At 39.6% G+C, this 21,121-nt stretch carries 19 protein-coding genes; 10 read left to right on the top strand and 9 right to left on the bottom strand.

Translation table 11 applies throughout. The annotated features are described in order from the left end of the window. Positions 1 to 3 precede the first annotated feature (3 nt). Positions 4 to 1,011 carry an AraC family transcriptional regulator gene (locus tag JFY49_RS09165; protein ID WP_200222652.1) on the top strand — a complete coding sequence of 336 codons (1,008 nt, stop codon included), beginning with the start codon at positions 4 to 6 and terminating at the stop codon, positions 1,009 to 1,011. Positions 1,012 to 1,107: 96 nt separating this feature from the next. Continuing rightward, positions 1,108 to 2,256 carry a cell division protein ZapE gene (gene zapE / locus JFY49_RS09160; RefSeq protein ID WP_180080310.1) on the top strand — a complete coding sequence of 383 codons (1,149 nt, stop codon included), beginning with the start codon at positions 1,108 to 1,110 and terminating at the stop codon, positions 2,254 to 2,256. Positions 2,257 to 2,285: 29 nt separating this feature from the next. Here the strand turns inward: zapE and JFY49_RS17650 are convergent, their stop codons facing one another. Next, a complete protein-coding gene (locus JFY49_RS17650; protein ID WP_265092666.1) occupies positions 2,286 to 2,417 on the bottom strand; it encodes a hypothetical protein in 132 nt (43 codons plus the stop codon). 200 nt (positions 2,418 to 2,617) lie between these two features. On the opposite strand from JFY49_RS17650, the gene JFY49_RS09155 reads away from it, so the two are divergent. From JFY49_RS09155 to JFY49_RS09145, 3 genes are read left to right on the top strand one after another with little or no spacing between them, the layout of a single operon-like run. Further along, positions 2,618 to 4,780 (top strand): malate synthase G, encoded by a 2,163-nt coding sequence (locus tag JFY49_RS09155; protein ID WP_200222651.1) that lies wholly within the window; start codon positions 2,618 to 2,620, stop codon positions 4,778 to 4,780. A 50-nt stretch (positions 4,781 to 4,830) separates the two neighbouring features. Beyond that, positions 4,831 to 6,279 (top strand): aldehyde dehydrogenase family protein, encoded by a 1,449-nt coding sequence (locus tag JFY49_RS09150; protein WP_200222650.1) that lies wholly within the window; start codon positions 4,831 to 4,833, stop codon positions 6,277 to 6,279. A gap of 53 nt (positions 6,280 to 6,332) precedes the next feature. Next, positions 6,333 to 6,992, top strand: coding sequence for an SOS response-associated peptidase family protein (locus tag JFY49_RS09145; protein ID WP_200222649.1), 660 nt, complete (start codon positions 6,333 to 6,335; stop codon positions 6,990 to 6,992). A gap of 10 nt (positions 6,993 to 7,002) precedes the next feature. Here the strand turns inward: JFY49_RS09145 and JFY49_RS09140 are convergent, their stop codons facing one another. From JFY49_RS09140 to JFY49_RS09130, 3 genes are all read right to left on the bottom strand, one after another. Next, the gene (locus tag JFY49_RS09140) at positions 7,003 to 7,467 is read right to left on the bottom strand and encodes a MarR family winged helix-turn-helix transcriptional regulator (RefSeq protein WP_180044574.1); all 465 of its coding nucleotides are present in this window, start codon (positions 7,465 to 7,467) and stop codon (positions 7,003 to 7,005) included. A 153-nt stretch (positions 7,468 to 7,620) separates the two neighbouring features. Beyond that, positions 7,621 to 8,085: a MarR family winged helix-turn-helix transcriptional regulator gene (locus tag JFY49_RS09135; RefSeq protein ID WP_086195457.1), complete on the bottom strand. Its 465-nt coding sequence runs from the start codon at positions 8,083 to 8,085 to the stop codon at positions 7,621 to 7,623. A 145-nt stretch (positions 8,086 to 8,230) separates the two neighbouring features. Next, positions 8,231 to 8,698: a MarR family winged helix-turn-helix transcriptional regulator gene (locus tag JFY49_RS09130; RefSeq protein ID WP_086195456.1), complete on the bottom strand. Its 468-nt coding sequence runs from the start codon at positions 8,696 to 8,698 to the stop codon at positions 8,231 to 8,233. 889 nt (positions 8,699 to 9,587) lie between these two features. Between JFY49_RS09130 and JFY49_RS09125 the strand changes: the two genes are divergently transcribed. Both JFY49_RS09125 and JFY49_RS09120 read left to right on the top strand, forming a co-directional pair. Beyond that, positions 9,588 to 11,114, top strand: a complete 1,527-nt coding sequence (locus JFY49_RS09125) for a TerC family protein (RefSeq protein ID WP_200222648.1) — start codon at positions 9,588 to 9,590, stop codon at positions 11,112 to 11,114. A 285-nt stretch (positions 11,115 to 11,399) separates the two neighbouring features. Then, complete coding sequence (locus tag JFY49_RS09120; RefSeq protein WP_180176130.1) at positions 11,400 to 12,131, top strand: hypothetical protein; 732 nt, start codon at positions 11,400 to 11,402, stop codon at positions 12,129 to 12,131. A gap of 111 nt (positions 12,132 to 12,242) precedes the next feature. Here JFY49_RS09120 and thiM read toward each other — a convergent pair whose 3' ends face one another. The 3 genes from thiM to JFY49_RS09105 all read right to left on the bottom strand — a co-directional run bounded on the left by thiM (position 12,243) and on the right by JFY49_RS09105 (position 14,809). Continuing rightward, positions 12,243 to 13,064, bottom strand: coding sequence for a hydroxyethylthiazole kinase (gene thiM / locus JFY49_RS09115; protein WP_180176129.1), 822 nt, complete (start codon positions 13,062 to 13,064; stop codon positions 12,243 to 12,245). Positions 13,065 to 13,145: 81 nt separating this feature from the next. Beyond that, on the bottom strand, positions 13,146 to 14,309 hold the full coding sequence (locus JFY49_RS09110) for a hypothetical protein (protein ID WP_200222647.1): 1,164 nt from the start codon (positions 14,307 to 14,309) through the stop codon (positions 13,146 to 13,148). A gap of 236 nt (positions 14,310 to 14,545) precedes the next feature. Next, complete coding sequence (locus JFY49_RS09105) at positions 14,546 to 14,809, bottom strand: hypothetical protein (protein WP_086195451.1); 264 nt, start codon at positions 14,807 to 14,809, stop codon at positions 14,546 to 14,548. Between the two features lie 434 nt (positions 14,810 to 15,243). Between JFY49_RS09105 and pepN the strand changes: the two genes are divergently transcribed. Both pepN and JFY49_RS09095 read left to right on the top strand, forming a co-directional pair. Further along, entirely contained in the window at positions 15,244 to 17,850 is a 2,607-nt protein-coding gene (gene pepN, locus JFY49_RS09100) for an aminopeptidase N (RefSeq protein WP_200222646.1), read from the top strand. A 296-nt stretch (positions 17,851 to 18,146) separates the two neighbouring features. Beyond that, positions 18,147 to 18,362: a hypothetical protein gene (locus JFY49_RS09095; protein ID WP_200222645.1), complete on the top strand. Its 216-nt coding sequence runs from the start codon at positions 18,147 to 18,149 to the stop codon at positions 18,360 to 18,362. Between the two features lie 165 nt (positions 18,363 to 18,527). Here JFY49_RS09095 and JFY49_RS09090 read toward each other — a convergent pair whose 3' ends face one another. Beyond that, positions 18,528 to 18,971, bottom strand: a complete 444-nt coding sequence (locus JFY49_RS09090) for a universal stress protein (RefSeq protein ID WP_131274561.1) — start codon at positions 18,969 to 18,971, stop codon at positions 18,528 to 18,530. 132 nt (positions 18,972 to 19,103) lie between these two features. Continuing rightward, positions 19,104 to 19,547 carry a universal stress protein gene (locus JFY49_RS09085; protein WP_166168925.1) on the bottom strand — a complete coding sequence of 148 codons (444 nt, stop codon included), beginning with the start codon at positions 19,545 to 19,547 and terminating at the stop codon, positions 19,104 to 19,106. A 225-nt stretch (positions 19,548 to 19,772) separates the two neighbouring features. On the opposite strand from JFY49_RS09085, the gene JFY49_RS09080 reads away from it, so the two are divergent. Further along, positions 19,773 to 20,816: an alpha/beta hydrolase gene (locus JFY49_RS09080; protein ID WP_200222644.1), complete on the top strand. Its 1,044-nt coding sequence runs from the start codon at positions 19,773 to 19,775 to the stop codon at positions 20,814 to 20,816. Positions 20,817 to 21,121: the final 305 nt, after the last annotated feature.

The raw sequence follows: 21,121 nt of genomic DNA, 5'->3' as shown, positions 1-21,121 counted from the left end.
GCTATGAAACGTTCCATTCTCGGCTTGATGTATTTAATTCAAGGCATGCGTAAAGCTGGGATTGCTGTTGATCCAAAACTTCAAAGTATTGGACTGCGTGCGGATGCATTGGATCCTAGCTCAATTATTCATCCAGGTCTGGAATGGGATGTGCTTAAAGTTATTGGGCAGGATGTGGCACCAGAAAAAGGTCTGTTTATTGGGCAGCATTATGCACTTGCGGGTTATGGTCCTTTACTGATGTTATTGGTTACCAGTGAAAATATCCGTACTGCTTTAGAGCAGGGGATTCGCTATCAGGCATTAACTCATTTAACAGGTGTGTTGAGTTTAAAATATAAAGCTCAAAAGATGGCTTTGTGCTATGTACCTGAAGATTTAAACAGTGATCTCGGACTGTTGCGAGCACAATGTGAAATATCGGGAACTTATAAATTTATTCAAGATCTGTATAACATGATGGGCTTAAGTATTCCCCGAATGCAGATTGAACTGCCGTTTGTGCTGCCTGAAAATCAGCAGGATCTAGATGTCTATCAGGATTACTATGGTGCTGAATTACAGTTTACTGCCGAGTATGCAGAATTCTGGTTTGATGATGCTGTGTTAAATGTACAAATTCCTTCAGCAGATAAAATGACCTTTAATCTTTATGAGAGCAAATGTATTGCTGAGTTGGAGCGTTTAAAGATGAATAAATCTGTACCCTCCCTGGTGCAGCGTGTGCAAGATTATCTAGAGCTGCAAGCAGGTGTAATGCCTAGCATGGCAGAGACGGCACAAGCGCTGCAAATTCCAGAACGTACGTTGCGGCATCAACTGCAACAGTTGCAAAGCAGTTATAAACAGATACGTGAACAATTGATTAAAGACAAGGCATTAAGATTGATGGAATATAAAGAATATTCCATTGAAATGATTGCAGAATTGCTGGGTTATTCAGAGCCTGCAGCTTTCAATCATGCCTTTAAACGCTGGTTTGGACAAAGTCCACGCCAGTACTTTAAGTAGTTTTGTAAATAGCCTAAGTATATTAATGCCAAAGTGTTATATATTTCACCTCAACCTTCGCTATACTTTCAATAGCCTAAAATAGTATTCAATCCTATGTCAGATTTAAATTCTAAGCACAGTACAGCCTTTATTCCCTTATCACCTGCGGAGCGCTATGCACAGGCCATCGCGTCTGGTCAGTTCATGCCGGATGAGGCACAGGCGCAAGCTGTACATGAGCTGGATCGCGTTTGGCAAGAGTTGATTCAGCGTTTCAAAGCTTCAAAAAAAGCGTTTCGCCGTTTTCGTCGTCAAACCTCACCACGAGGTGTATATATGTGGGGTGGTGTGGGGCGAGGTAAAACCTGGTTAATGGACCAGTTTTTTGAGTCGATTCCGTTTCGCCGTAAAACGCGCATGCATTTTCATCATTTCATGCAACATGTACATCGTGAGCTGAATAAATTATCAGGGCAGCGAAATCCGCTGGATCAGGTTGCAGACCAGATTTACCAGCAGGCAGTGGTCATCTGTTTTGATGAATTTTTTGTTTCCAATGTCACAGATGCCATGATTCTGAGCGAGTTATTCCAGAAACTGTTTACCCGTGGCATTACCTTGGTGGCGACTTCAAATATTGCACCCGATGGTTTATATAAAAATGGAATCCATCGGGACCGTTTTATCCCCACTATTGAAATGGTGAAAAAATATTGTGTAGTTCTCAATGTGGATGCCGGTGTGGATTATCGTTTACGTGTGCTGAAACAGGCACAATTGTTTAAACATCCATTAACACATGAGCATAAACTCTGGATTGCGCAGCGCTTTACTGCTTTAACCCAGACTCAAACTCAATCCCAAGAACCGATTATCATCAATAACCGTATTGTTGAAACCATTGGTCATACTGAAGATGTGTTGTGGTGTGAATATTCAGAGCTGTGTTTAAAACCGCGCAGTCCGGCTGACTTTATTGAAATCGCCAATATCTATAATACTGTACTGGTCAGTAATGTGCCGCATTTGACCGATTATCTATCGGAAGGTACACGCCGTTTTATCTATCTGGTCGATGAGTTTTACGATCGTGGGGTCAAACTATTGCTGACGTCGGAAGACAGTATTATTGACATTTATCAAGGTGAAAAACTGGCCTTTGAAATTGAACGCACGCGTTCACGTTTACTGGAAATGCAGTCTGACGATTATCTGAACTCTGAACATAGACAAATACAGGGGTCGGCCTCAGAAGCCAGCTAAAGATCAAGCGCCTAAACAGGCGCTTTTTTTTACATAAATTGTTTGAGTGTTTTATCGACATTTTGTTCTATTCGTGGCTTAATCTTTGCTCGACAGTGATAGAAATAGCGTTTTTGGTTGGTTTTAAAACAAAATTCTGCACTTAAGTCTAATTTCGACATTTTAAAAACTTTATAGACTATAAAAAGGTATTCAGGCAGATAATAATGTTGCATTTGTGATCTTTATTTTATTGAGTGATGTTTACATTCATTTATTAGAAAATGATCATTATTTAGGAATGTGATAATACTATTCAGCTAGGTATAAATCGGTATACTAGAATCTCTTGTTATAAAAAGTAGCAATATCAGGAAAGACAATGACTGCACGTATTCAAAAAGGCAAGTTAGCGATTGCTAAAGAACTTTACGATTTCATCGAAAATGAAGCATTACCAGGTTCTGGTTTGGACAGTGAAACATACTGGAAAAACTTTGAACAAGTCGTTGTCGATCTTAGTCCAAAGAACAAAGCACTATTGGCTAAGCGTGATGACCTTCAAGCTAAAATTGATGAATGGCACCGCAACAACAAATTTGAACTCGAAGCTTACAAAGCTTTCCTTACTGAAATTGGCTACTTATTACCAGAAGTAGAAGATTTCCAAATCAGCACAGAAAATGTAGATGAAGAAATCGCATTATTGGCTGGTGCGCAATTGGTAGTACCTGTGCGTAATGCACGTTACTGCTTGAATGCGGCAAACGCACGTTGGGGTTCTCTATACGATGCGCTTTACGGTTTCGACGTAATCTCTGAAGAAGGTGGCGCGGAAAAAGGTAAGGGCTATAACCCGGTTCGTGGCGCAAAAGTTATCGAATTTGCTAAAAACTTCTTAAATGAAACCTTCCCTCTGGCAAATGGTTCGCATGCAGATGCAACCAAATATGCGGTTGAAGGCAAAAAATTAGTTGTGATGCTAAAAGATGGTTCAACAACGACTTTAGCAAAAGAAGGGCAATTTGTAGGTTTCAATGGTGATGAAGCAGCACCAACTGAAATCGTACTTCTAAACAATGGCTTACACGTTATTATTGAAATTGATGCAACCAGCCCGATTGGTCAAACTGACGCTGCTGGCTTAAAAGATCTTGTACTGGAAGCTGCTGTAACCACTATTCAAGACTTGGAAGACTCTATCGCAGCTGTAGACGCTGAAGAGAAAGTTGAAGGCTACCGTAACTGGTTGGGCTTGATGCGCGGTACACTTTCTGAATCAATCGAGAAAAACGGTAAAACCGTGACTCGTACATTGAACCAGGACCGTACTCATAAAAACCTGATTGGTGGTGAAACGACGCTTCATGGCCGTTCATTGATGTTGCTTCGTAACGTGGGTCACTTGATGACAAACCCTGCGATCTTGGTAGATGGTCAAGAAATCTACGAAGGTATCATGGATGCGTTAATCACGCCGTTATTGACTTTTGCTGACATTAAAGGCGAAAACACGATCAAGAACTCGCGTAAAGGTTCTATGTATATCGTGAAGCCAAAAATGCATGGTCCAGAAGAAGTTGCATTTGCAGTTGAGTTATTTGAACGTGCTGAACAGGCACTTGGTTTACCTGCGAAAACTTTAAAAATCGGCATCATGGATGAAGAACGTCGTACATCTGTGAACCTGAAAAACTCTATCGCTCAGGCGAAAGACCGTACCATCTTCATTAACACCGGTTTCATGGACCGTACAGGCGATGAAATCCATACGTTTATGGAAGCAGGTCCATTTGTTCGTAAAGGTGAAGTGAAGTCACAAATCTGGTTCCCGGCTTATGAAAACCGTAACGTGATGATCGGTCTTCAAGCAGGTTTACGTGGTAAGGCACAAATCGGTAAAGGTATGTGGCCAAAACCAGATATGCTTGCAGACATGTACAAAACCAAGATTGAGCATCCAGAAGCTGGCGCAAGCTGTGCATGGGTTCCGTCTCCATCTGGCGCTGTGATTCACGCGATCCATTACCATCAATGCAACGTGTCTGAGCGTCAAAAAGAATTGTTGAATACTCAGCCGTTATCATTAGATGACTTGTTAACTCCGCCTTTAGCGACAGATACTAACTGGACTGCTGAAGAGAAAACTAAAGAGCTTGAAAATAACCTTCAAGGTATTTTGGGTTATGTAGTTCGTTGGGTTGATCTGGGTGTAGGTTGTTCTAAAGTGCCAGACATCAACGATGTTGGCTTGATGGAAGACCGTGCAACCTTACGTATTTCTTCTCAACACGTGGCAAACTGGTTGCGTCACGGTATTGTAAGCAAAGAGCAAGTGGAAGAAGTGATGCAACGTATGGCTAAAGTGGTTGATGAGCAAAACGCAAATGATCCAGCTTATACACCAATGGCACCAGGTTTTGATGGCTGTGCTTACAAAGCTGCATATGACTTAGTCTTTAAAGGTGCTGAACAACCTTCTGGTTATACTGAACCGCTACTTCATGCATACCGTTTGAAATTAAAAGGTTACACAGGGGATTAATCCTGCGTAATCAAGCTACCATATAAAAAGCCTCTTCGGAGGCTTTTTTATTGTCTAAAAGTAACAAAAATCCTTTTATAGCAGGGCACTGGCTAAAAGGAACGTCAACCCATACGCTTAATAATCTCAATCCTTATACTCAAGAACTTATTTTAAAATTGCAGGCTGCCAGCCTTGTCGATGTGGATAGTGCTTATTCGGCTGCAGAGCGTAGTTTTACTACCTGGTCGCAAACGCTTCCATCCGAGCGTAAAAGCATTATCCTCCGAGTTTTGGATGTGGTCAAAAATAGACGCGAAGAAATCATTGACTGGCTCATTCAGGAGTCTGGCAGCACACATTTTAAAGCCAATATTGAAGTAGACGCTGTATTGGGTATTATCAATGAGGCCATCACATTTCCTGAAAGAATGGAAATCCAGAAATTGCAATCTATAGACCCTACTCGCAAAAGCCATGTTGTACGAAAAGCGCTCGGCGTGATTGCAGTAATTAGTCCTTGGAACTTTCCATTTCATCTTAGTATGCGTTCTGTAGTCACAGCCCTAGCGATTGGAAATTGTGTGGTGTTAAAGCCTGCAAGTGATACACCTATTACAGGAGGAATGCTACTTGCCAAAATTTTTGAAGAAGCGGGTCTCCCTGAGGGGGTATTCAGTGTGGTTGCCGGTTTAGGTGGTGAAATAGGGGATTACTTTGTTGAGCACGATACCCCTAAAATGATTTCATTTACAGGTTCAACCTTAGTTGGAAAACGTGTCGGGCAATTGGCAGTTGGTGGTAGCCATCTGAAGCGAATAGCGCTGGAACTGGGCGGTAATGCGCCTTTAGTGGTGCTGGATGATGCTGATCTGGATCTGGCAGTGGAACTCGCTGTGGTGGGACGTTTTTTGCATCAGGGACAAATTTGCATGAGTACCAATCGGGTGATTGTCGATGCTAAAGTTTATGATACTTTTGTTGAAAAACTGGTCATTCGCACTAAAAACATTGTCTACGGTGACCCTGAGCAAGAGGATACTCTCATTGGTCCGATTATTAATGGGACACAAGTTGAAAAAATAAAACACATTATTGCTCAGGCACTGCAAGAGGGGACTAAACTTATCGTGAGAGGCGATATTCAAGATAATGTGGTGCCACCGCATATTTTTATTGATGTCAATCCTGAATCTAGTTTAGCGAAAGAAGAAAGTTTTGGGCCAGTCTTACCAATCATTAAGGCTCAAGATGAAGCCGATGCTTTGCGTTTGGCTAATAACACAGCCTATGGGCTATCCAGCGCAGTATGTACCACCGATCTCGAGCGCGGAACTCGTTTTGCAATGCAGATTGATGCAGGTATGACACATATCAATTCCATAACCGTGGCAGATCAGCCGAATGCACCCTTTGGCGGAGAGCGAAATTCAGGCTTGGGGCGCTTTAATGGACAGTGGATATTGGATGAGTTCAGCCGTACACATTGGTTAACGCTTCCGAATAGTCATGTGAAGTAGAAATGATGTGATTAAAGTTATAATGGAATAAGTTTTAATTTAAATCTTATTGTATGTGCGCTAATTTTAAACCGCTTACTTTAAAGCAGCTTCATGAGTTGAATCTTCCGGATATTCCTTTTGAATATCCGGATGAGGTCTATCCAAATTATGAGTTGCCCTTGCTGTTCAAATCAGCGCAAGGTTTGGAGTGGCGCAAGGTTAATTTTGGGATGGTACCTAAATGGGCTGAAGATAAAACTATTGCCCTAAAAACCTATAATGCTCGAAATGAAACTTTGCTACAAAAACCGACATTTATAAATGCTGCTTCAAAATGCAAATTTGGCGTGATGCCGGTGAGTGAGTTTTATGAGTCAAAATATATTGAGAATAAGCCTCAACGTTGGGGGGTACGCCGAAAGGACGGCCATGCTTTTTATATTGCAGCGCTCTATGAAATTTGCCGAATTGGAGATGAAATTATTTGTTCAGCAACCATGCTTACGATGGATGCCATAAATCACCCTATGATGAAAGATTTTCATGAACCTGGAAATGTAAAACGCTCAGTGATTATTATTCCTCACGAGCGTTTAGAGGAATGGCTAAGTTTTAATTCATCAGATATTCGTTCTTTCGTAGAAGGGTTTCCGGAGGTAGATTTTGAATGTTTACATGTTCCAAAGGCAAAAATCGAAAAAATTAGTCCCCAACTTAATTTTTTCGATTAAGCTAAGATGATTACGATAAATTTTTAAAAATATGTTGCAAGCTTTCCATCATTTTTTCAATTTGTAATGGAGTTAGGCCCTGGTAAGATTGTTTGAGAACTATATTGCTCAGATCTTTAATCTTCAGGGTCATTCGTTGTCCTTTCTCGGTTAAGACAACTCGGGTAATACGGGCATCATCTTCACATGAATAGGTTTCAACCAGTCCTTCATCTTTTAAACGATAGACGATTTTTGTGGTGGTCGACATTTTCGAAATGACCATTTCGGATAGATCTGACACGCTGGCATGAGGTTTGGATTTTAGTGACAGTAAAATACGGCGACGTGAATTGTCCAGACCATATTTTTTCAAAGCGTGATCTAGTTTTTTTACACTTTGTGCATGAACCTGAGTAATCCAGTAGTAAGGGAAGTCTCCTAAATCAAAATTTTCACCAGATAGAAGTAAAAATCTACTATATTTCTTGGGCATTGTTTATTTTCTCCCCATTAATTTTTTATTTATAATTTATTGCTTCAACATTTTTTAGAAAATGTAAAAAATGCATGAATTGTATATTATCTGTAAAGTCCAAAAGAAAAATTCAGTATTAAACCGAAATTTTAAATTTACAGCTCTATTACATTATCGTGATAAATTTTTAAAAATATGTTGCAGGCTTTCCATCATTTTTTCAATTTGTAAAGGGGTTAAACCATCGAATGATTGTTCCAAAACCACATTTGTCAGGTCATTAATTTTCTGAGCCATTTGTTGTCCTTTCTCGGTTAAGACAACTCGGGTAATCCGGGCATCATCTTCACATGAATAGGTTTCAACCAGTCCTTCATCTTTTAAACGATAGACGATTTTGGTGGTGGTCGACATTTTAGAAATGACCATTTCAGATAGATCTGACACGCTGGCACGAGGTTTGGATTTTAAAGCGAGCAAGATACGGCGACGTGAATTGTCCAGACCATATTTTTTCAGTGCATGATCAACATTTTGTACGTATTGAGCATGTACTTGACTTACCCAGTAATATGGAAAATTTTCCAGCTCAAAATTGTCTGTAGATGGTAAAAACTTACTGTATTTTTTTGTCATCTATACTCTTCCCAATAATAATTGTTGTAATTGTATTTTATTATTGTAACTTATTTTTAATAAATTTAAAGTGAAAACGATATCTTTTAAAATATTGTAAAGTAAAACTTAAAAATCATTTGTTTACTTTCGAATTTAACCCGACTTAATGGGCTAAATTTTTAAAAATATATTTTAAACTTTCCATCATTTTTTCAATTTGTAGGGGAGTCAGACCTTCAAAAGATTGTTCCAAAACCACATTTGTCAGGTCATTAATCTTATGTGCCATTTGTTGTCCTTTCTCGGTTAAGACAACTCGGGTAATCCGGGCGTCATCTTCACAGGAATAGGTTTCAACCAGTCCTTCATCTTTTAAGCGATAGACGATTTTGGTTGTGGTCGACATTTTGGAAATGACCATTTCGGAGAGGTCTGATACGCTGGCATGAGGTTTGGATTTTAGTGACAGTAAAATACGGCGACGTGAATTGTCCAGTCCGTATTTTTTCAAAGCGTGATCTACATTTTGTATATATTGGGCATGCACTTGAGTGACCCAATAATAAGGAAAATTTTCCAGAGAGAAATCTTCTGCAATAGAAGGTAAAAATTTACTGTACTTTTTAGTCATGGAGAAAAGCCTCCCTAAGATTGTTGTATTTAATTTGTTGAAAAGCGTCTTATTTAAATCCAATTTTGCCTAACAACGCACATTATTTTTATTGTTATTAATATATCTCAAGTTTTTTATATTGCAATAAGGAAACTTATATTTATAAATTTCCTTACAAAAAGAATTAAAATTGAGCATAAGGGTTAGAAAAGACAGGGCATAACTGTCTTGGTCTTGACGAAATCCGACAATTTGAACGAAATTTAATACATATACGAGGATTTCAGGATTTTGATATGTTCTGAAGATAACGTTGTTCTGGTAATATTGTATTGTAAAATGGCAGGTTTAAGCATTTCAAACTTTTGGGCTGTATGTCTGGGCATGATCTTATTTATGAGGCATTGCACATTATCCTGTAAATTTTAATAATAGAATTAGAAGCTTGCCTATCTTAAGTTTAGCTATCATCTATTCAATTCAATAATCTTGATCATCCTTGATTCGAATGAAAAAGGCTGGGGAACTGGTCTTGTTAATAAAATATTTTCGACATTGGAATTGTACATACAATAAGTCAATCCTGTGTATACAAGTAAATCCTCTAAATAAGTCTTTAAATAAATAATTGTTTAATAATATTTTTTGAATAATTTATTCATTGAAGGATCAATCTTAATTTTCTTAATCTAAAAATCGGATGAGGTCGAAATAAAAGCGTCAAAAGTAAGCTAAATTGCATGGCAGGCTAAGATGAAACTGCTCAAAATACAAAAATTTGATTACAAATTTAATAGATTGTGCATAATAAATTTATCTATTGTTGAAAAGGTCACTTATATGGATCCGTCGCCGTGCCGGTTTAAATTTTTTTTAACCAAATTCTTGAAAACGGAGATATAAACTAATGGAGTTTTTATTAGATCCGGGAATTTGGGTTGGTTTGCTTACCCTTATTGTTTTAGAAATTGTTTTAGGTATTGATAACCTAGTATTTATTGCCATTTTGGCCGAAAAACTTCCTCCAGAACAACGTGATAAAGCACGTGTAGTCGGTCTTTCCCTCGCTTTATTCATGCGCTTGGGCTTATTGTTTGCTATCTCTTGGTTAGTCACTTTGACTAAACCGCTTATTACCGTCTTTGATTGGACATTCTCAGGGCGAGATCTTATTCTTTTATTCGGTGGTTTATTCCTGGTCTATAAAGCTGTGACTGAACTGCATGAAAAAATTGAGGGCAAGCCTGAAGTTAAAGTTACCACTAGTATTGTTTATGCAAGTTTTACCGCAGTTGTTGCACAAATTGTAGTGCTAGACGCGGTATTCTCTCTAGATTCGGTGATTACCGCAATCGGCATGGTCGACAACATCTATGTGATGATGGTGGCCATGATTGTTGCCATGGCTGTGATGTTGCTGGCTTCTAAATCGTTAACTGCTTTTGTAAACCGACATCCGACTGTCGTGATTCTGTGCTTAAGTTTCTTGTTGCTGATTGGTGTTAGCCTGATTGCAGAAGGTTTTGGTTTTCATATTCCGAAAGGTTATATCTATTCAGGTATTGGTGTTGCCATTGCAATTGAAGCATTTAACCAGTTTGGTCAACGTAATATAGCCAAACATGAATCTAAAATTCCATTACGTCACCGTACTGCAGATTCCATCTTGAAAATGATGGGCGGCAAAATGGAAACGGTCACTGACAGTGCCCAACACTTCGAAGCTCAAGAAGCATTTGCCGATGAAGAGCGTTATATGATCGGTGGAGTATTAACCCTGGCAGAAAGGTCAGTTGCTTCGATCATGACCCCTCGAAGCCAGATTTCATGGGTGAATCTGGATGACACTGCTGAACAGATTCGTGAACAGGTACTTGCTGTACCGCATAGCCTGTTTCCGGTTTGTCGTGGTAGCCTGGATAAAGTATTGAGTGTGGTTCGTGCCAAAGAACTCCTTGATGTCATTGAAGAGCCAGAACAGCTCAAGGCTTTAATCAAACGCCATCGTCCGATTTATATTTTTGAAAAAATGAAAGTGATTGATGCCATTAATACTTTGCGTAGTTCGAAAGGTTCATTGGTATTAGTCAGTGACGAGTTTGGAAATGTACAAGGTTTGATTTCTCCTCTGGATGTATTTGAGGCGATTGCAGGTGAGTTTCCGGATGCTGATGAGCAGCTCGATCTGGTGAAAATAGATGATCATACCTGGAAAGCCTCTGGCATGCTTGATGTGTATCAGCTTGAACTGGAGCTGGGCATGCTGGATTTAGTTGAAGAAGAGGCGGGTTATATCAGTCTTGCGGGGCTGATTTTAGAGAAAACTCATGGCAAAGTCAGTCTTGGGGCGCAACTGGAATATCACGGTATTCACTTTGAAGTGACTGAACTGGAAGATAACCGGATTAAGTCTGTACTCATTACCTATCCTTAGAGAGTGTGATCGAGTAGAGTTGAGTAAAGAGGGTAATTCAAGATTTAAACTCGAGATTTATATCTTTTAATCACTCTTTTTTCCCTATTGAAAAAGCCTAATGGACTCGATCTATTGGGCTTTTTTATTATGCTTTGTAGTATTTTTATATACATAGATTGTCGTCGTAATATTGTAGCCAGGTAAAAAACTGAGGAACTGTAGTTTAAATCACTATTTCTAGTGATATTTAAGTCAGCTGAAATCGGGAATAATTGATAGTTATCAAAAAATTGGATCAATTTGATGCGTATTACAGAAACGATAGTCGATTTTGCAAAACTTGCATCTGAAGAAAAGCATCGTTTTTTTAAACTGATCTGTGAATTTGATCAACAAATTTTTCCGGATTCTTGCGAAGAAGAAATTTATAATTTTGTCTATGATCAGGATGCTGTTTCAGTTCTAGTGGTTCATTATTATCATAAAAATACACGGGTCGGACAAAATATTATTCCTGTGCTTAAGCTTTCTCTAGAGGGGCATCCTATCTTTGTGGTGAGCTACCGGGCCAGTATTTTACCTGCTTATCGTAAAGGTAACAGGACACTTAAAACCGCAATCCGGGTTGCAATTAATCACCGGATTAAACATCCCGGTATTCCATTATGGTTTGTACCTACCATTATACAACCCAAAATTTATACTTATTTTGCGTCTCGTTCACAAAATTTCTTTCCACGTAGAGACAAAGAAATTCCACAGGAATATTTAAAAATTCTACAGATGATTCAGCAGCGTAAATCGGAAGTGCATAAACGTCGTGAAGATATTTTTGTCTATCCTTATGTGATGCCCCACACGACACCTGAACACATTCAACGTCTAAGAAATAAGGCAACGCCACATATCAATTTTTTTATGCAGCATGTACCTGACTATTTTGATGGCATGGGTTTGCTTTGTATCTGCAAATTGGATTTGCCAACGATTTTGGAAACGGTATTTAATTTATTTACAGGTCGAAAAATCTATTAAATTTCCGTCGTCATTCACTTTTTTATACCGATACTGGCATGGATATAAGCCCAGACCCGGTCATTACAATCTGAACCAGGTCAACCTTAGTAACAGGAATGTAGACTAAACTTAAAGGCTAAGAATTTTAAGATCCGCATATTGTTGGATTAAATCCGGATTTAAACTTTGAATTTGATCCATAAAGGCCACATTAAACCGTCCGACCGTTTGAGCTTGATCGAAGGCCAGTTTTCCTGAAATGGCAAAATGGGTATGGGCTGCAATCGTCGCAATCGTTGGTGATGTAACAGCGCAATAAGCTGCGATTAATGCACCCAGTGCACAACCTGTCGCAGTGACTTTGGGCTGTAAATAAGAACCGCCATTGACCTGAATTACGACATCTAGCTCTTTAGTCAAAATAAAATCGGATTCACCAGAAATGGCAATACAGTCAGCATGGGCTAACAGTACTTTAGCCTGATGATAGACATCGGCACTATCCAAAGTGCTATCCACGCCTTTGGATTCTACCTGGTTGCCTGCAAGCGTACTGATTTCTGAAGCATTACCGCGAATGACCGTGGGATGATATTGCAGTAATTTATCTACCATATCCGAACGCCATTTTAGAATAGGACCATAACCTACTGGGTCGAGCACCCATGGGGTATGGGTACGCTGCGCCGTTTGTGCAGAAATTTGCATGGCCTGCATCTGCTCATTGGTTGGTGTACCCAGATTAATACTGAGTGCAGCGGCAATCGTGGTAAAACTTTCGGCTTCGAACGGATTGTCAATCATAGCCGGAGAGGCACCTGCGGCCAGCAATACATTGGCTGCATAATTTGCTGCAACACTGTTAGTAATACATTGCACCAAAGGCTGCCGGTTTTGCAGTTGTGTCCATGCTTCAACAATCTGCTCGACCAATGTTGACATTTGATTCATGGGATTATTCCTTGAATTGTACAGGGTAGAGTCGGAGAAACTGGACATATCAATCACTATCTAGTGGTAGTGGGTGAAATTTTATTGGGTAAAATAGTGGTCTTGATGCTTACAGGTTCGACAGCAGAGTGTCACATAATTTTCAGCATCATAATCGACAGTAAGTTCATTAGAACCACAATACATACAGCGTTTTTGTGAATAAAAACTTAATCGCGGTTCAATTTTTTTCCATAATTTCCAGATGGGCTGGAAAAAAATACTCTCATCATAGCCCAGAAAGCGGAACAACAGGATTTCGCTCATCTTGCTAAAAGGAATGTTGTGTGGACGGGGCAGGGTGGAGGTTTCCCATTTTTCAGTCACGGAACGTTCACGATATTGCTGTAAGGTTTTCTTTAACAAGTTGGTATTAATAAAATTTTCATTGCGTGCTTGTAGGGCTTTTTGCTGATGCAAATATTCTAAAGCAGTTTGTACTAAATAGTAGATTTGACCTACTGCCAGAGAATCCATCAGGCGATAGCAGAAGGTCTGAAAGCTGTTGTTCCCTGCAATTTGAATGCCCCAAGTCCGACAATAAAACTGGGCAAACTGAATAATTTCCTGATACAGCACCAGATAAAGCGTATTTTTGACTTCATCGGCATTTTTAAAAGGCACACCCAAGGTTAAATTTTCATAGAACCAGTTTCTCAGTTGCTGGGTAATACTGAACAGACTCGGTTCCGAATAACCGTCCAAACGGACATTGACGTAATAATGATGGGCTTCGGATGCAAAATCCTTGGCAATCAGGATCTGTTCTTTTACCAGTTGCTTGATCAAATAATTCTGGAACAGATAATTTGGTGTAAGGGAATGATATTTAATGTTTTCCCAGTCTATATATTCATAATGCGTAGTATGTTCCTGAACCTGATTATCCAGAATACTGAGTAAAAACAATTTATTTAAAAAACTGATTTGATCCAGTCGGTATTCAACAGCATCTTTCTCTTTGGACTTCAGCTTACGCTGTTCCTGAAGCCGTGTTTCAGCTAGCATTTTTTTACGCTTGGACAGACATGTTTCACAGTGGCAGTTGCCACGTCCATCTTGAAACAGGCGATGATGACAGTGGCTGCATTCATGAAAATTCATTGCTTGATCGTACTGTTCAGCCTCTATCCAGAACATGGATGCCTGACATAAAGGACATGATGTACTTTCATCGAGCTGTTTTTGCAGAATTTGAAGAAGCATGGAATGGGTCGATCACAAGTCGGGTTAATCATTGCAGAGATTATACACCTGTCTTTTGCCAGGACGTGATGGAATAGTACTGAATGGAAAATAATTCGCTAAGCACAAGCTGGCCAGAAAGTAGGATACTGAAAAATAGCCTAAGTTTTACAATACATTGAAATATGTGGAGGTGAAGACCTGATCTTTCATCTCCACAAGAAAGGATAGGGGCATCAGAGAAGGTAAGTTTTCGGTTAATAAGAGGCAGGACAAGGCAGAGACTCATCCTCCTCGCCTAGCTGCTTTGCATTAATCAAGGCCTGAACTTTTTTAGATGGAACTTTTCTGCTTCCTAGAGCATCGTAGTTGTTTAAAATTGCGTAAATATCCGCCGATTGCATCGGAATACCTTCACAGCTCAAAAACATGGCAATGACTTTGTGATCAATTCCGGCAGCATCAAGTGTTTGCATGGTTTTGATATTTTCAACACGAACAATATGGTCTTTTAAATACATAATACACCTCTTCTCGTTTTGTTTTAATTTTATAGTGCGCTTTACACAGATGAATACAAGCAAAAATCGTGCTCAAAATGTAGTCATCTTGAAAATTAGTGTCAATTTGGGTTAAGTTTTTTTATTTAATCTGAAAAAAATAAATTTATACAAACATATATGAAAAAGGCGCTATCCGAGCCGCAGGAGTATAGGGTGGAAAGTGAAGACATATTCTCGGCATGATGTGTAGCATGTGCTTCTTTTATGCACCTTAAGTCATCAATAGGGAAATTAATTGTACCAATGTGCATAACTTGAATTGAAAACTGACAGCAATATGCCCATATATGACTTAAATCAATGGCACAGACAGATTGCGAAAGTTGTCGTATGATCGAAGCGTTTCACAACAACAAAGTCTTGGCTTAAGAACGACAGGATTAGGACATTATATGAATATCGCGGCAAACCCGGTGGTTGAAGCAGACCAAACAGTTTATTTAAAAGACTATCAAAAACCTTCTTTTTTGGTGGATTCAATCAACTTAGATATTCGAGTCTATACAGATCATACCCAGGTCAATGCAAACCTGGTAATGAAGCGTCAGACTGCCGGGGATTTGGTGCTGCTGGGCCGTGATCTGGAATTAAAATCCATTACCTTAAATGGTAAACTTCTGACAGCTGCAGATTACACCCTCGATTCTGAACAATTGGTAATTGCCAATGCACCAGATCAGGTCATTCTGGAAACAGAAGTGATCATTCATCCGGAAAGCAATACCCAGCTTGAAGGTTTGTATCAGGCCAGTGGTGATTTATTCGTAACGCAAAACGAGCCTGAAGGTTTCCGTAAAATTACCTTCTATCCAGACCGTCCGGATGTACTGTCTGTATTTACTACCCGTGTCGAAGCCGATAAAAAATTTCCGGTACTGTTAGCCAATGGTAACCTGATGGAAGCTGGTGAGGCTGGTGAAGGTCGTCACTATACCATCTGGCAAGATCCGATCAAAAAACCAAGCTATCTGTTTGCCTGCGTGATTGGTGATTTGGCGGTACTAAAAGATTCTTATGTGACCTCTGAAGGTCGGAACGTTTCGCTGGAAATTTATGCCGAAGAAAAAGACATTCCAAAATGCCACATTGCCATGGAAGCCCTGAAACATTCAATGCAATGGGATGAGGAACATTATGGTCGTCCCTATGACCTGGACAATTACATGATTGTGGCGACCAGTGCCTTTAACATGGGTGCCATGGAAAATAAAGGTCTGAATATTTTCAATACGTCTTGTGTGCTTGCCGATGAAGAATACACCACCGATGCTGCCATCATGCGAGTACAGTCGGTCATTGCCCATGAATACTTCCATAATTGGACCGGGAATCGGATTACCTGCCGTGACTGGTTCCAGTTGTGCCTGAAAGAAGGCTTGACGGTATTCCGTGATCAGTCTTTCTCGGAAGATTTACAGTCCGCAGCGGTACAACGTATTGATGATGTAGCTGTACTTAAAGCCCACCAGTTCCCTGAAGATTCTGGTCCATTATCGCATCCGCCACGTCCAGATCATTTTGTCGAAATTAACAACTTCTATACGGCAACGGTGTACGAAAAAGGTGCGGAAATTAACCGTATGATGTCGACCTTACTTGGCAAGGAAAAATTCCGCCAAGGGACTGACGAATACTTCCGCCGTCATGACGGTCAGGCAGTAACCGTTGAGGACTGGGTGGCTGCACTCACTGCTGGTTCAGGCGTAGATTTATCGGCATTCCTGATCTGGTATAACCAGCCGGGTACGCCAAAATTGCAAGCCACAGGCGAGTATGATGCTGCAACTCAAACCTATCGCTTAAGCTTTAAACAAAGTTTAAAAGCGAATGCAAAATATCCTAACCTCAAAGCAGTTCCGATTCCTGTGGCTTTGGCATTGTTCAATGCAGAAACAGGTGAGCAATATACCTTGAAATCTGAAGCACTGTTTGAAAATGGCGTAAAAGATGGCGTGTATTTATTTGATCAAAATGAGGCAAGCATTGAATTTAGCGGCGTGATGGCAAAACCTGTGGTGTCATTGCTGCGTAATTTCTCTGCACCGGTCAATCTTGAATTCAACTATTCAGATGAAGAACTGGCCTTCTTGATGCAATATGAAACCAATGGTTTTAACCAGTGGCAGGCCACTCAAACCCTGCTGGAACGTATTTTTCTGGAAGAACATGATGCTGATATTTATATTCAAGCTATGAAACATACTTTGCCTGAAGTCATTAAAAAAGATCCACTTTTGGCCTCACGTCTGTTTGATGTACCGACCGAAGGCTATTTGGGTAGCCGTATCGATACCGATTATCAACCTGCTAAAATTCAGGAACAGCGTAATGCTTTGTTGGATACATTGGCACGTGACTTGGGTGCATTCTGTAAACAGACTTACCTGGACTTAGATCCGGATAATCAGAGCGAATTCTCTCAGGCGATGGGTGTACGTGCCCTCAGAAACATCATGCTTGGTATGATTGCACGTCAGGGTGATGCCTCTGCCTTTGATTTAGCGTATGAACAGTATCATACGGGCAATATGTCTGAACGTTTGGGTGCACTTAAAGTCTTGGTTTGGAATGATGCGCCACAAGCCAAAGAAGCTTTAGCAGACTTCTATAGCGGCTTTGAAGATGAAGCCTTGTCGTTAGATCAATGGTTTATGGTTCAGGCAGCGCATCCAAAAGCAAATGCAGAAACCATCAAATACCTGACTTCACATCCGGACTATGATTTGGGGAACCCCAACCGTATTCGTTCGGTAAGTGGCGGTTTAAATGCAAATCCGGTCAATACATGGAGTTTTGGTGTGCAACACTTTATTGATCTGGCTAAATATCTGGACGAGAAAAACCCGATTGTCGGTTCACGCTTATTACAAGTGCTTTCTCGCTGGTACACCTTGGCAGAGCCACAACGTACAGAAGTGAAAAATGCACTGGAAGCCTTAAAGCCACAAGTGAAATCCAAAAACGTATCGGAAACTTTGAATAGTATGTTGAGTATCTAACTGAGCATCCATTAATAATGAAAAGCCTTTTCTTGGTGCAAACTGAGAAAAGGCTTTTTTGTTGATATTTCAAATATTGTACGGGCTGAAAATGCTGCTTATGTTTAGATTGACTTAGTTGAATACTTGAATAGTAAGACATAATTAATATTGCATGATTACTTTAAAAGTGTCGAATAAATCACTGTTATGGCTTAAAATAGCCATGTCAAAGCTCATCTTAAGGTGAGCTTTTATCATTTACAGACTGTGATTGCATTAGCCTGTCATTTTACTAAATAGACTGGAGATTGGTTTTGTTAGTTAAAATTGAAGATGGTTTCTACCTAAATTCTCAGCATATCATTGCAATTCGGGTTTCAAAAAATGCGACTGACGGAAATTTTGCTGTGTTGATTGAATATACACCGAATAATATTCAGGCGACGGGAAGCTATCAAAAAAACTTTGCCAGCAAACTTGAAGCAGAAATTTACCTGCAAAATTTATATCAGCATATTTCCAAAACATAAACTGTGTTGAGGTTACTTCAATGCTGATTAAAAACAGTTTCTTTGGCAAATATTCCCCATTCAGTTTACCAGCTTGAGATCAAGTGCATGGATGGCAGCAGCAGAAGCACATGATAGATATGCTTATATAAAAAAGTCCCTGTGCTGCAGGGACTTTTTTATTGCTTAGACTTTCATAATCAGTACTGGAATAGGAGACTGAGTCAAGACTTCTTGGGCCACACTTCCCAACACTAATTTTTTAAATCCGGTACGACCATGTGAGCCCATAATAATCAGATCGGCACCCACTTCATCGGCAACCTGCATAATACCTTCAGCAGGTGATACACCCCGAACGATTTTGGTATCGACCGCAATGCCATCACGAATGAAAGATTGCTTGATTTCTGCCAGGTTCAACTGTGCATTTTTTTCAGCTTCGATAAAGTAATCGGTAATTGCCGGTGCGACTTTATAAAAATCAACTCCAACAAAAGGATCAACCGCAATCACACTGGTAATGGTGACCTGGCAATTTAAAGGCTTGGCCAAAGCCAGAGCCTGTTCAACAGCGGCATAAGAAATAGGAGATTCATCTACTGGAACCAAAATATGTTTATAAGTCATGAAATTACCTTATGAATATTGCTGAATGGATAAGTGTGATGGCGATTTATAATCAGTTATGATGATCATTTTACCAATTGCCAAAATTGATAAAATGAGCCTTTTCATCTATGGCGAGGCTCATTAAAAAACTTATTCTTTGACCACTAAAACAGGAAGCTTGGTGGTTTTTAGAACATCCTGAGCAAAGCTGCCCAGAAGGAATTTTTGAAAACCTTTACGACCATGCGAACCCATCACAATCAGGTCAGTTTTCAATTTTTCCGCAGTTTCCAGAATACCTTCTTCTGAAATATTGCCCTTAATGATTTGAGGTGTTGCAATGACACCATTTTCAGCGGCAATTGCTTTGGCTTTTTCTAGGGCTTTTTCGGCATTGGCATAAGCCTGCACAAAATATTCTTTCATGATTGGAGATGGATAATAAAAATCTGCTTGAGAAAATGGGTCTTCAGTAACCAGGCTGATCAAGGTTAACTGACTGGAAAATGCTTTAGCAATTTGAGCTGCATTTTTAACTGCAGAGAAAGAAATTTCTGAGCCATCAACTGGGACTAAAATATTTTGATAAGACATAAGCATGATTCCTTAGCATTTATTATGTAGCTATTGTTTATACATAGCACATTGTATTGAATTGATCAATTTACTCTGTAAAAAATGTTTTAAAATTCATTAAATTATATACAAATCATAAATATAACTGTATTCGCTGTGACATTCAAAAACCGAGTTTAAAACTCAACATTTGGGCCTGTATTTCTAAATGTTTAAACAGTCATTAAAATGCTGCAAAATATGATGATTTTTCTCAATTTTGTGGAAAAGTTGATAGGGCAAATTGTGTATTCGAAATCTTTTAGTCTAAGTGTATGCCTCATTGCTGCACTATCCAGTAGTGCTTGTCAGAATATACAAAGCAATAGCAAGGTCATTGCCAGTGTATTTAATGCCTCGACCAATGTTCAAAAAAAGTTTATTGATCGGCATGCTCCTGAAGTTTTAGCTCAAACCAATATTGGATATATGCAAAATCCGGCACTGCATCTGGATCTTTACCAACCCCGTGATATTGCAGAGTTGGGAAACCGGCCGACGGTGGTCTGGATTCATGGCGGTGGCTGGATTTCCGGTTCTAAACAACATGCTCGAGGCTACTTTAAACGTCTGGCAGATCAAGGCTATAACGTGGTTTCAGTCGAATACCAATTTGCTCCGCAAACGATTTATCCTGAGCAGCTGTTGCAAATTAATCAGGCCCTAAAATTCATTAGCGAGCATGCTCAGGCTTATCATATTAATGCCCAGCACCTGTATCTGGCGGGTGACTCGGCAGGTGCAAATTTAGTCAGTCATTATGCAGCTTTACTCAGTAATCCTGATTTTGCCCGAAAGTCTGCGATTTCACCGTTAATCCAGCGTGAGCAAATTAAAGGGTTGATCCTGCATTGCGGTATTTATGATATGAATGCCTTTATCAAAACGGCTCCAGATGAATTAAAACTGATCGAATGGGGAGTGTTTAATCTGGTTCAGGCATATACCGGCAATAAAAAAGATGATGCAGATTTCTTAAAAAGCATTTCTCCCATTCAATATTTAACTGCGAATTATCCGCCTGTTTTCATTAGTGGCGGCAATAAGGATTTTTTGACCAGGACTCAGTCTATCCCTTTTGTAACTGCTTTGCTTAATCAGAAGATACCGGTAACTGAAGTTTTTTATCCTGAATCTAAAGAGTTTTTGGTCCATGAATATCAGTTTATGATGAGTAAAAGGGCCAGTCAGCAGACATTTAAGCAAACCATCCAGTTTATTCAAAAATATAGTGATTCAGCTTTGTAGCTTCGTTTTAGACAGGTCATATCTAAAAATGGGACAGCCCTTAAATTATTCAAAATAGCACTTTAAGGTGAATTGAGCAAAAGAGGATCCGAATTCTGTTTTGTTAGCTGATCCCTTACTGGGTTTAGCTATTATTTTAGAAGGAACAGAACTCACTTTTTGCTCAAAACGGAAGATTCTGGCAAACAGGGACCGAGTTTGCTGGTGGTTGTGTATTCTAAATTCATCGGGCAGGGTTAAAGCAGGAAGATTAAAAAATTATCATCCTGCATGTAAAGCACACAATTATAAACCTGATCCTGGCT

It is taken from the genome of Acinetobacter sp. CS-2, from assembly GCF_016599715.1.
GTDB lineage: Bacteria > Pseudomonadota > Gammaproteobacteria > Pseudomonadales > Moraxellaceae > Acinetobacter.
Note: the sequence above shows the minus strand (reverse complement) of the source record. Positions and strands in the feature narration are given on the sequence as shown.

What these genes read in the sequence shown, in the direction of transcription:
- JFY49_RS09165 (WP_200222652.1), top strand. Translation starts at nt 4, where the DNA reads ATGAAACGTTCCATTCTCGGCTTGATGTATTTAATTCAAGGCATGCGT.
- zapE (WP_180080310.1), top strand. Translation starts at nt 1,108, where the DNA reads ATGTCAGATTTAAATTCTAAGCACAGTACAGCCTTTATTCCCTTATCA.
- JFY49_RS17650 (WP_265092666.1), bottom strand. Translation starts at nt 2,417, where the DNA reads ATGTCGAAATTAGACTTAAGTGCAGAATTTTGTTTTAAAACCAACCAA.
- JFY49_RS09155 (WP_200222651.1), top strand. Translation starts at nt 2,618, where the DNA reads ATGACTGCACGTATTCAAAAAGGCAAGTTAGCGATTGCTAAAGAACTT.
- JFY49_RS09145 (WP_200222649.1), top strand. Translation starts at nt 6,333, where the DNA reads ATGTGCGCTAATTTTAAACCGCTTACTTTAAAGCAGCTTCATGAGTTG.
- JFY49_RS09140 (WP_180044574.1), bottom strand. Translation starts at nt 7,467, where the DNA reads ATGCCCAAGAAATATAGTAGATTTTTACTTCTATCTGGTGAAAATTTT.
- JFY49_RS09135 (WP_086195457.1), bottom strand. Translation starts at nt 8,085, where the DNA reads ATGACAAAAAAATACAGTAAGTTTTTACCATCTACAGACAATTTTGAG.
- JFY49_RS09130 (WP_086195456.1), bottom strand. Translation starts at nt 8,698, where the DNA reads ATGACTAAAAAGTACAGTAAATTTTTACCTTCTATTGCAGAAGATTTC.
- JFY49_RS09125 (WP_200222648.1), top strand. Translation starts at nt 9,588, where the DNA reads ATGGAGTTTTTATTAGATCCGGGAATTTGGGTTGGTTTGCTTACCCTT.
- JFY49_RS09120 (WP_180176130.1), top strand. Translation starts at nt 11,400, where the DNA reads ATGCGTATTACAGAAACGATAGTCGATTTTGCAAAACTTGCATCTGAA.
- thiM (WP_180176129.1), bottom strand. Translation starts at nt 13,064, where the DNA reads ATGAATCAAATGTCAACATTGGTCGAGCAGATTGTTGAAGCATGGACA.
- JFY49_RS09110 (WP_200222647.1), bottom strand. Translation starts at nt 14,309, where the DNA reads ATGCTTCTTCAAATTCTGCAAAAACAGCTCGATGAAAGTACATCATGT.
- JFY49_RS09105 (WP_086195451.1), bottom strand. Translation starts at nt 14,809, where the DNA reads ATGTATTTAAAAGACCATATTGTTCGTGTTGAAAATATCAAAACCATG.
- pepN (WP_200222646.1), top strand. Translation starts at nt 15,244, where the DNA reads ATGAATATCGCGGCAAACCCGGTGGTTGAAGCAGACCAAACAGTTTAT.
- JFY49_RS09090 (WP_131274561.1), bottom strand. Translation starts at nt 18,971, where the DNA reads ATGACTTATAAACATATTTTGGTTCCAGTAGATGAATCTCCTATTTCT.
- JFY49_RS09085 (WP_166168925.1), bottom strand. Translation starts at nt 19,547, where the DNA reads ATGTCTTATCAAAATATTTTAGTCCCAGTTGATGGCTCAGAAATTTCT.
- JFY49_RS09080 (WP_200222644.1), top strand. Translation starts at nt 19,773, where the DNA reads ATGATTTTTCTCAATTTTGTGGAAAAGTTGATAGGGCAAATTGTGTAT.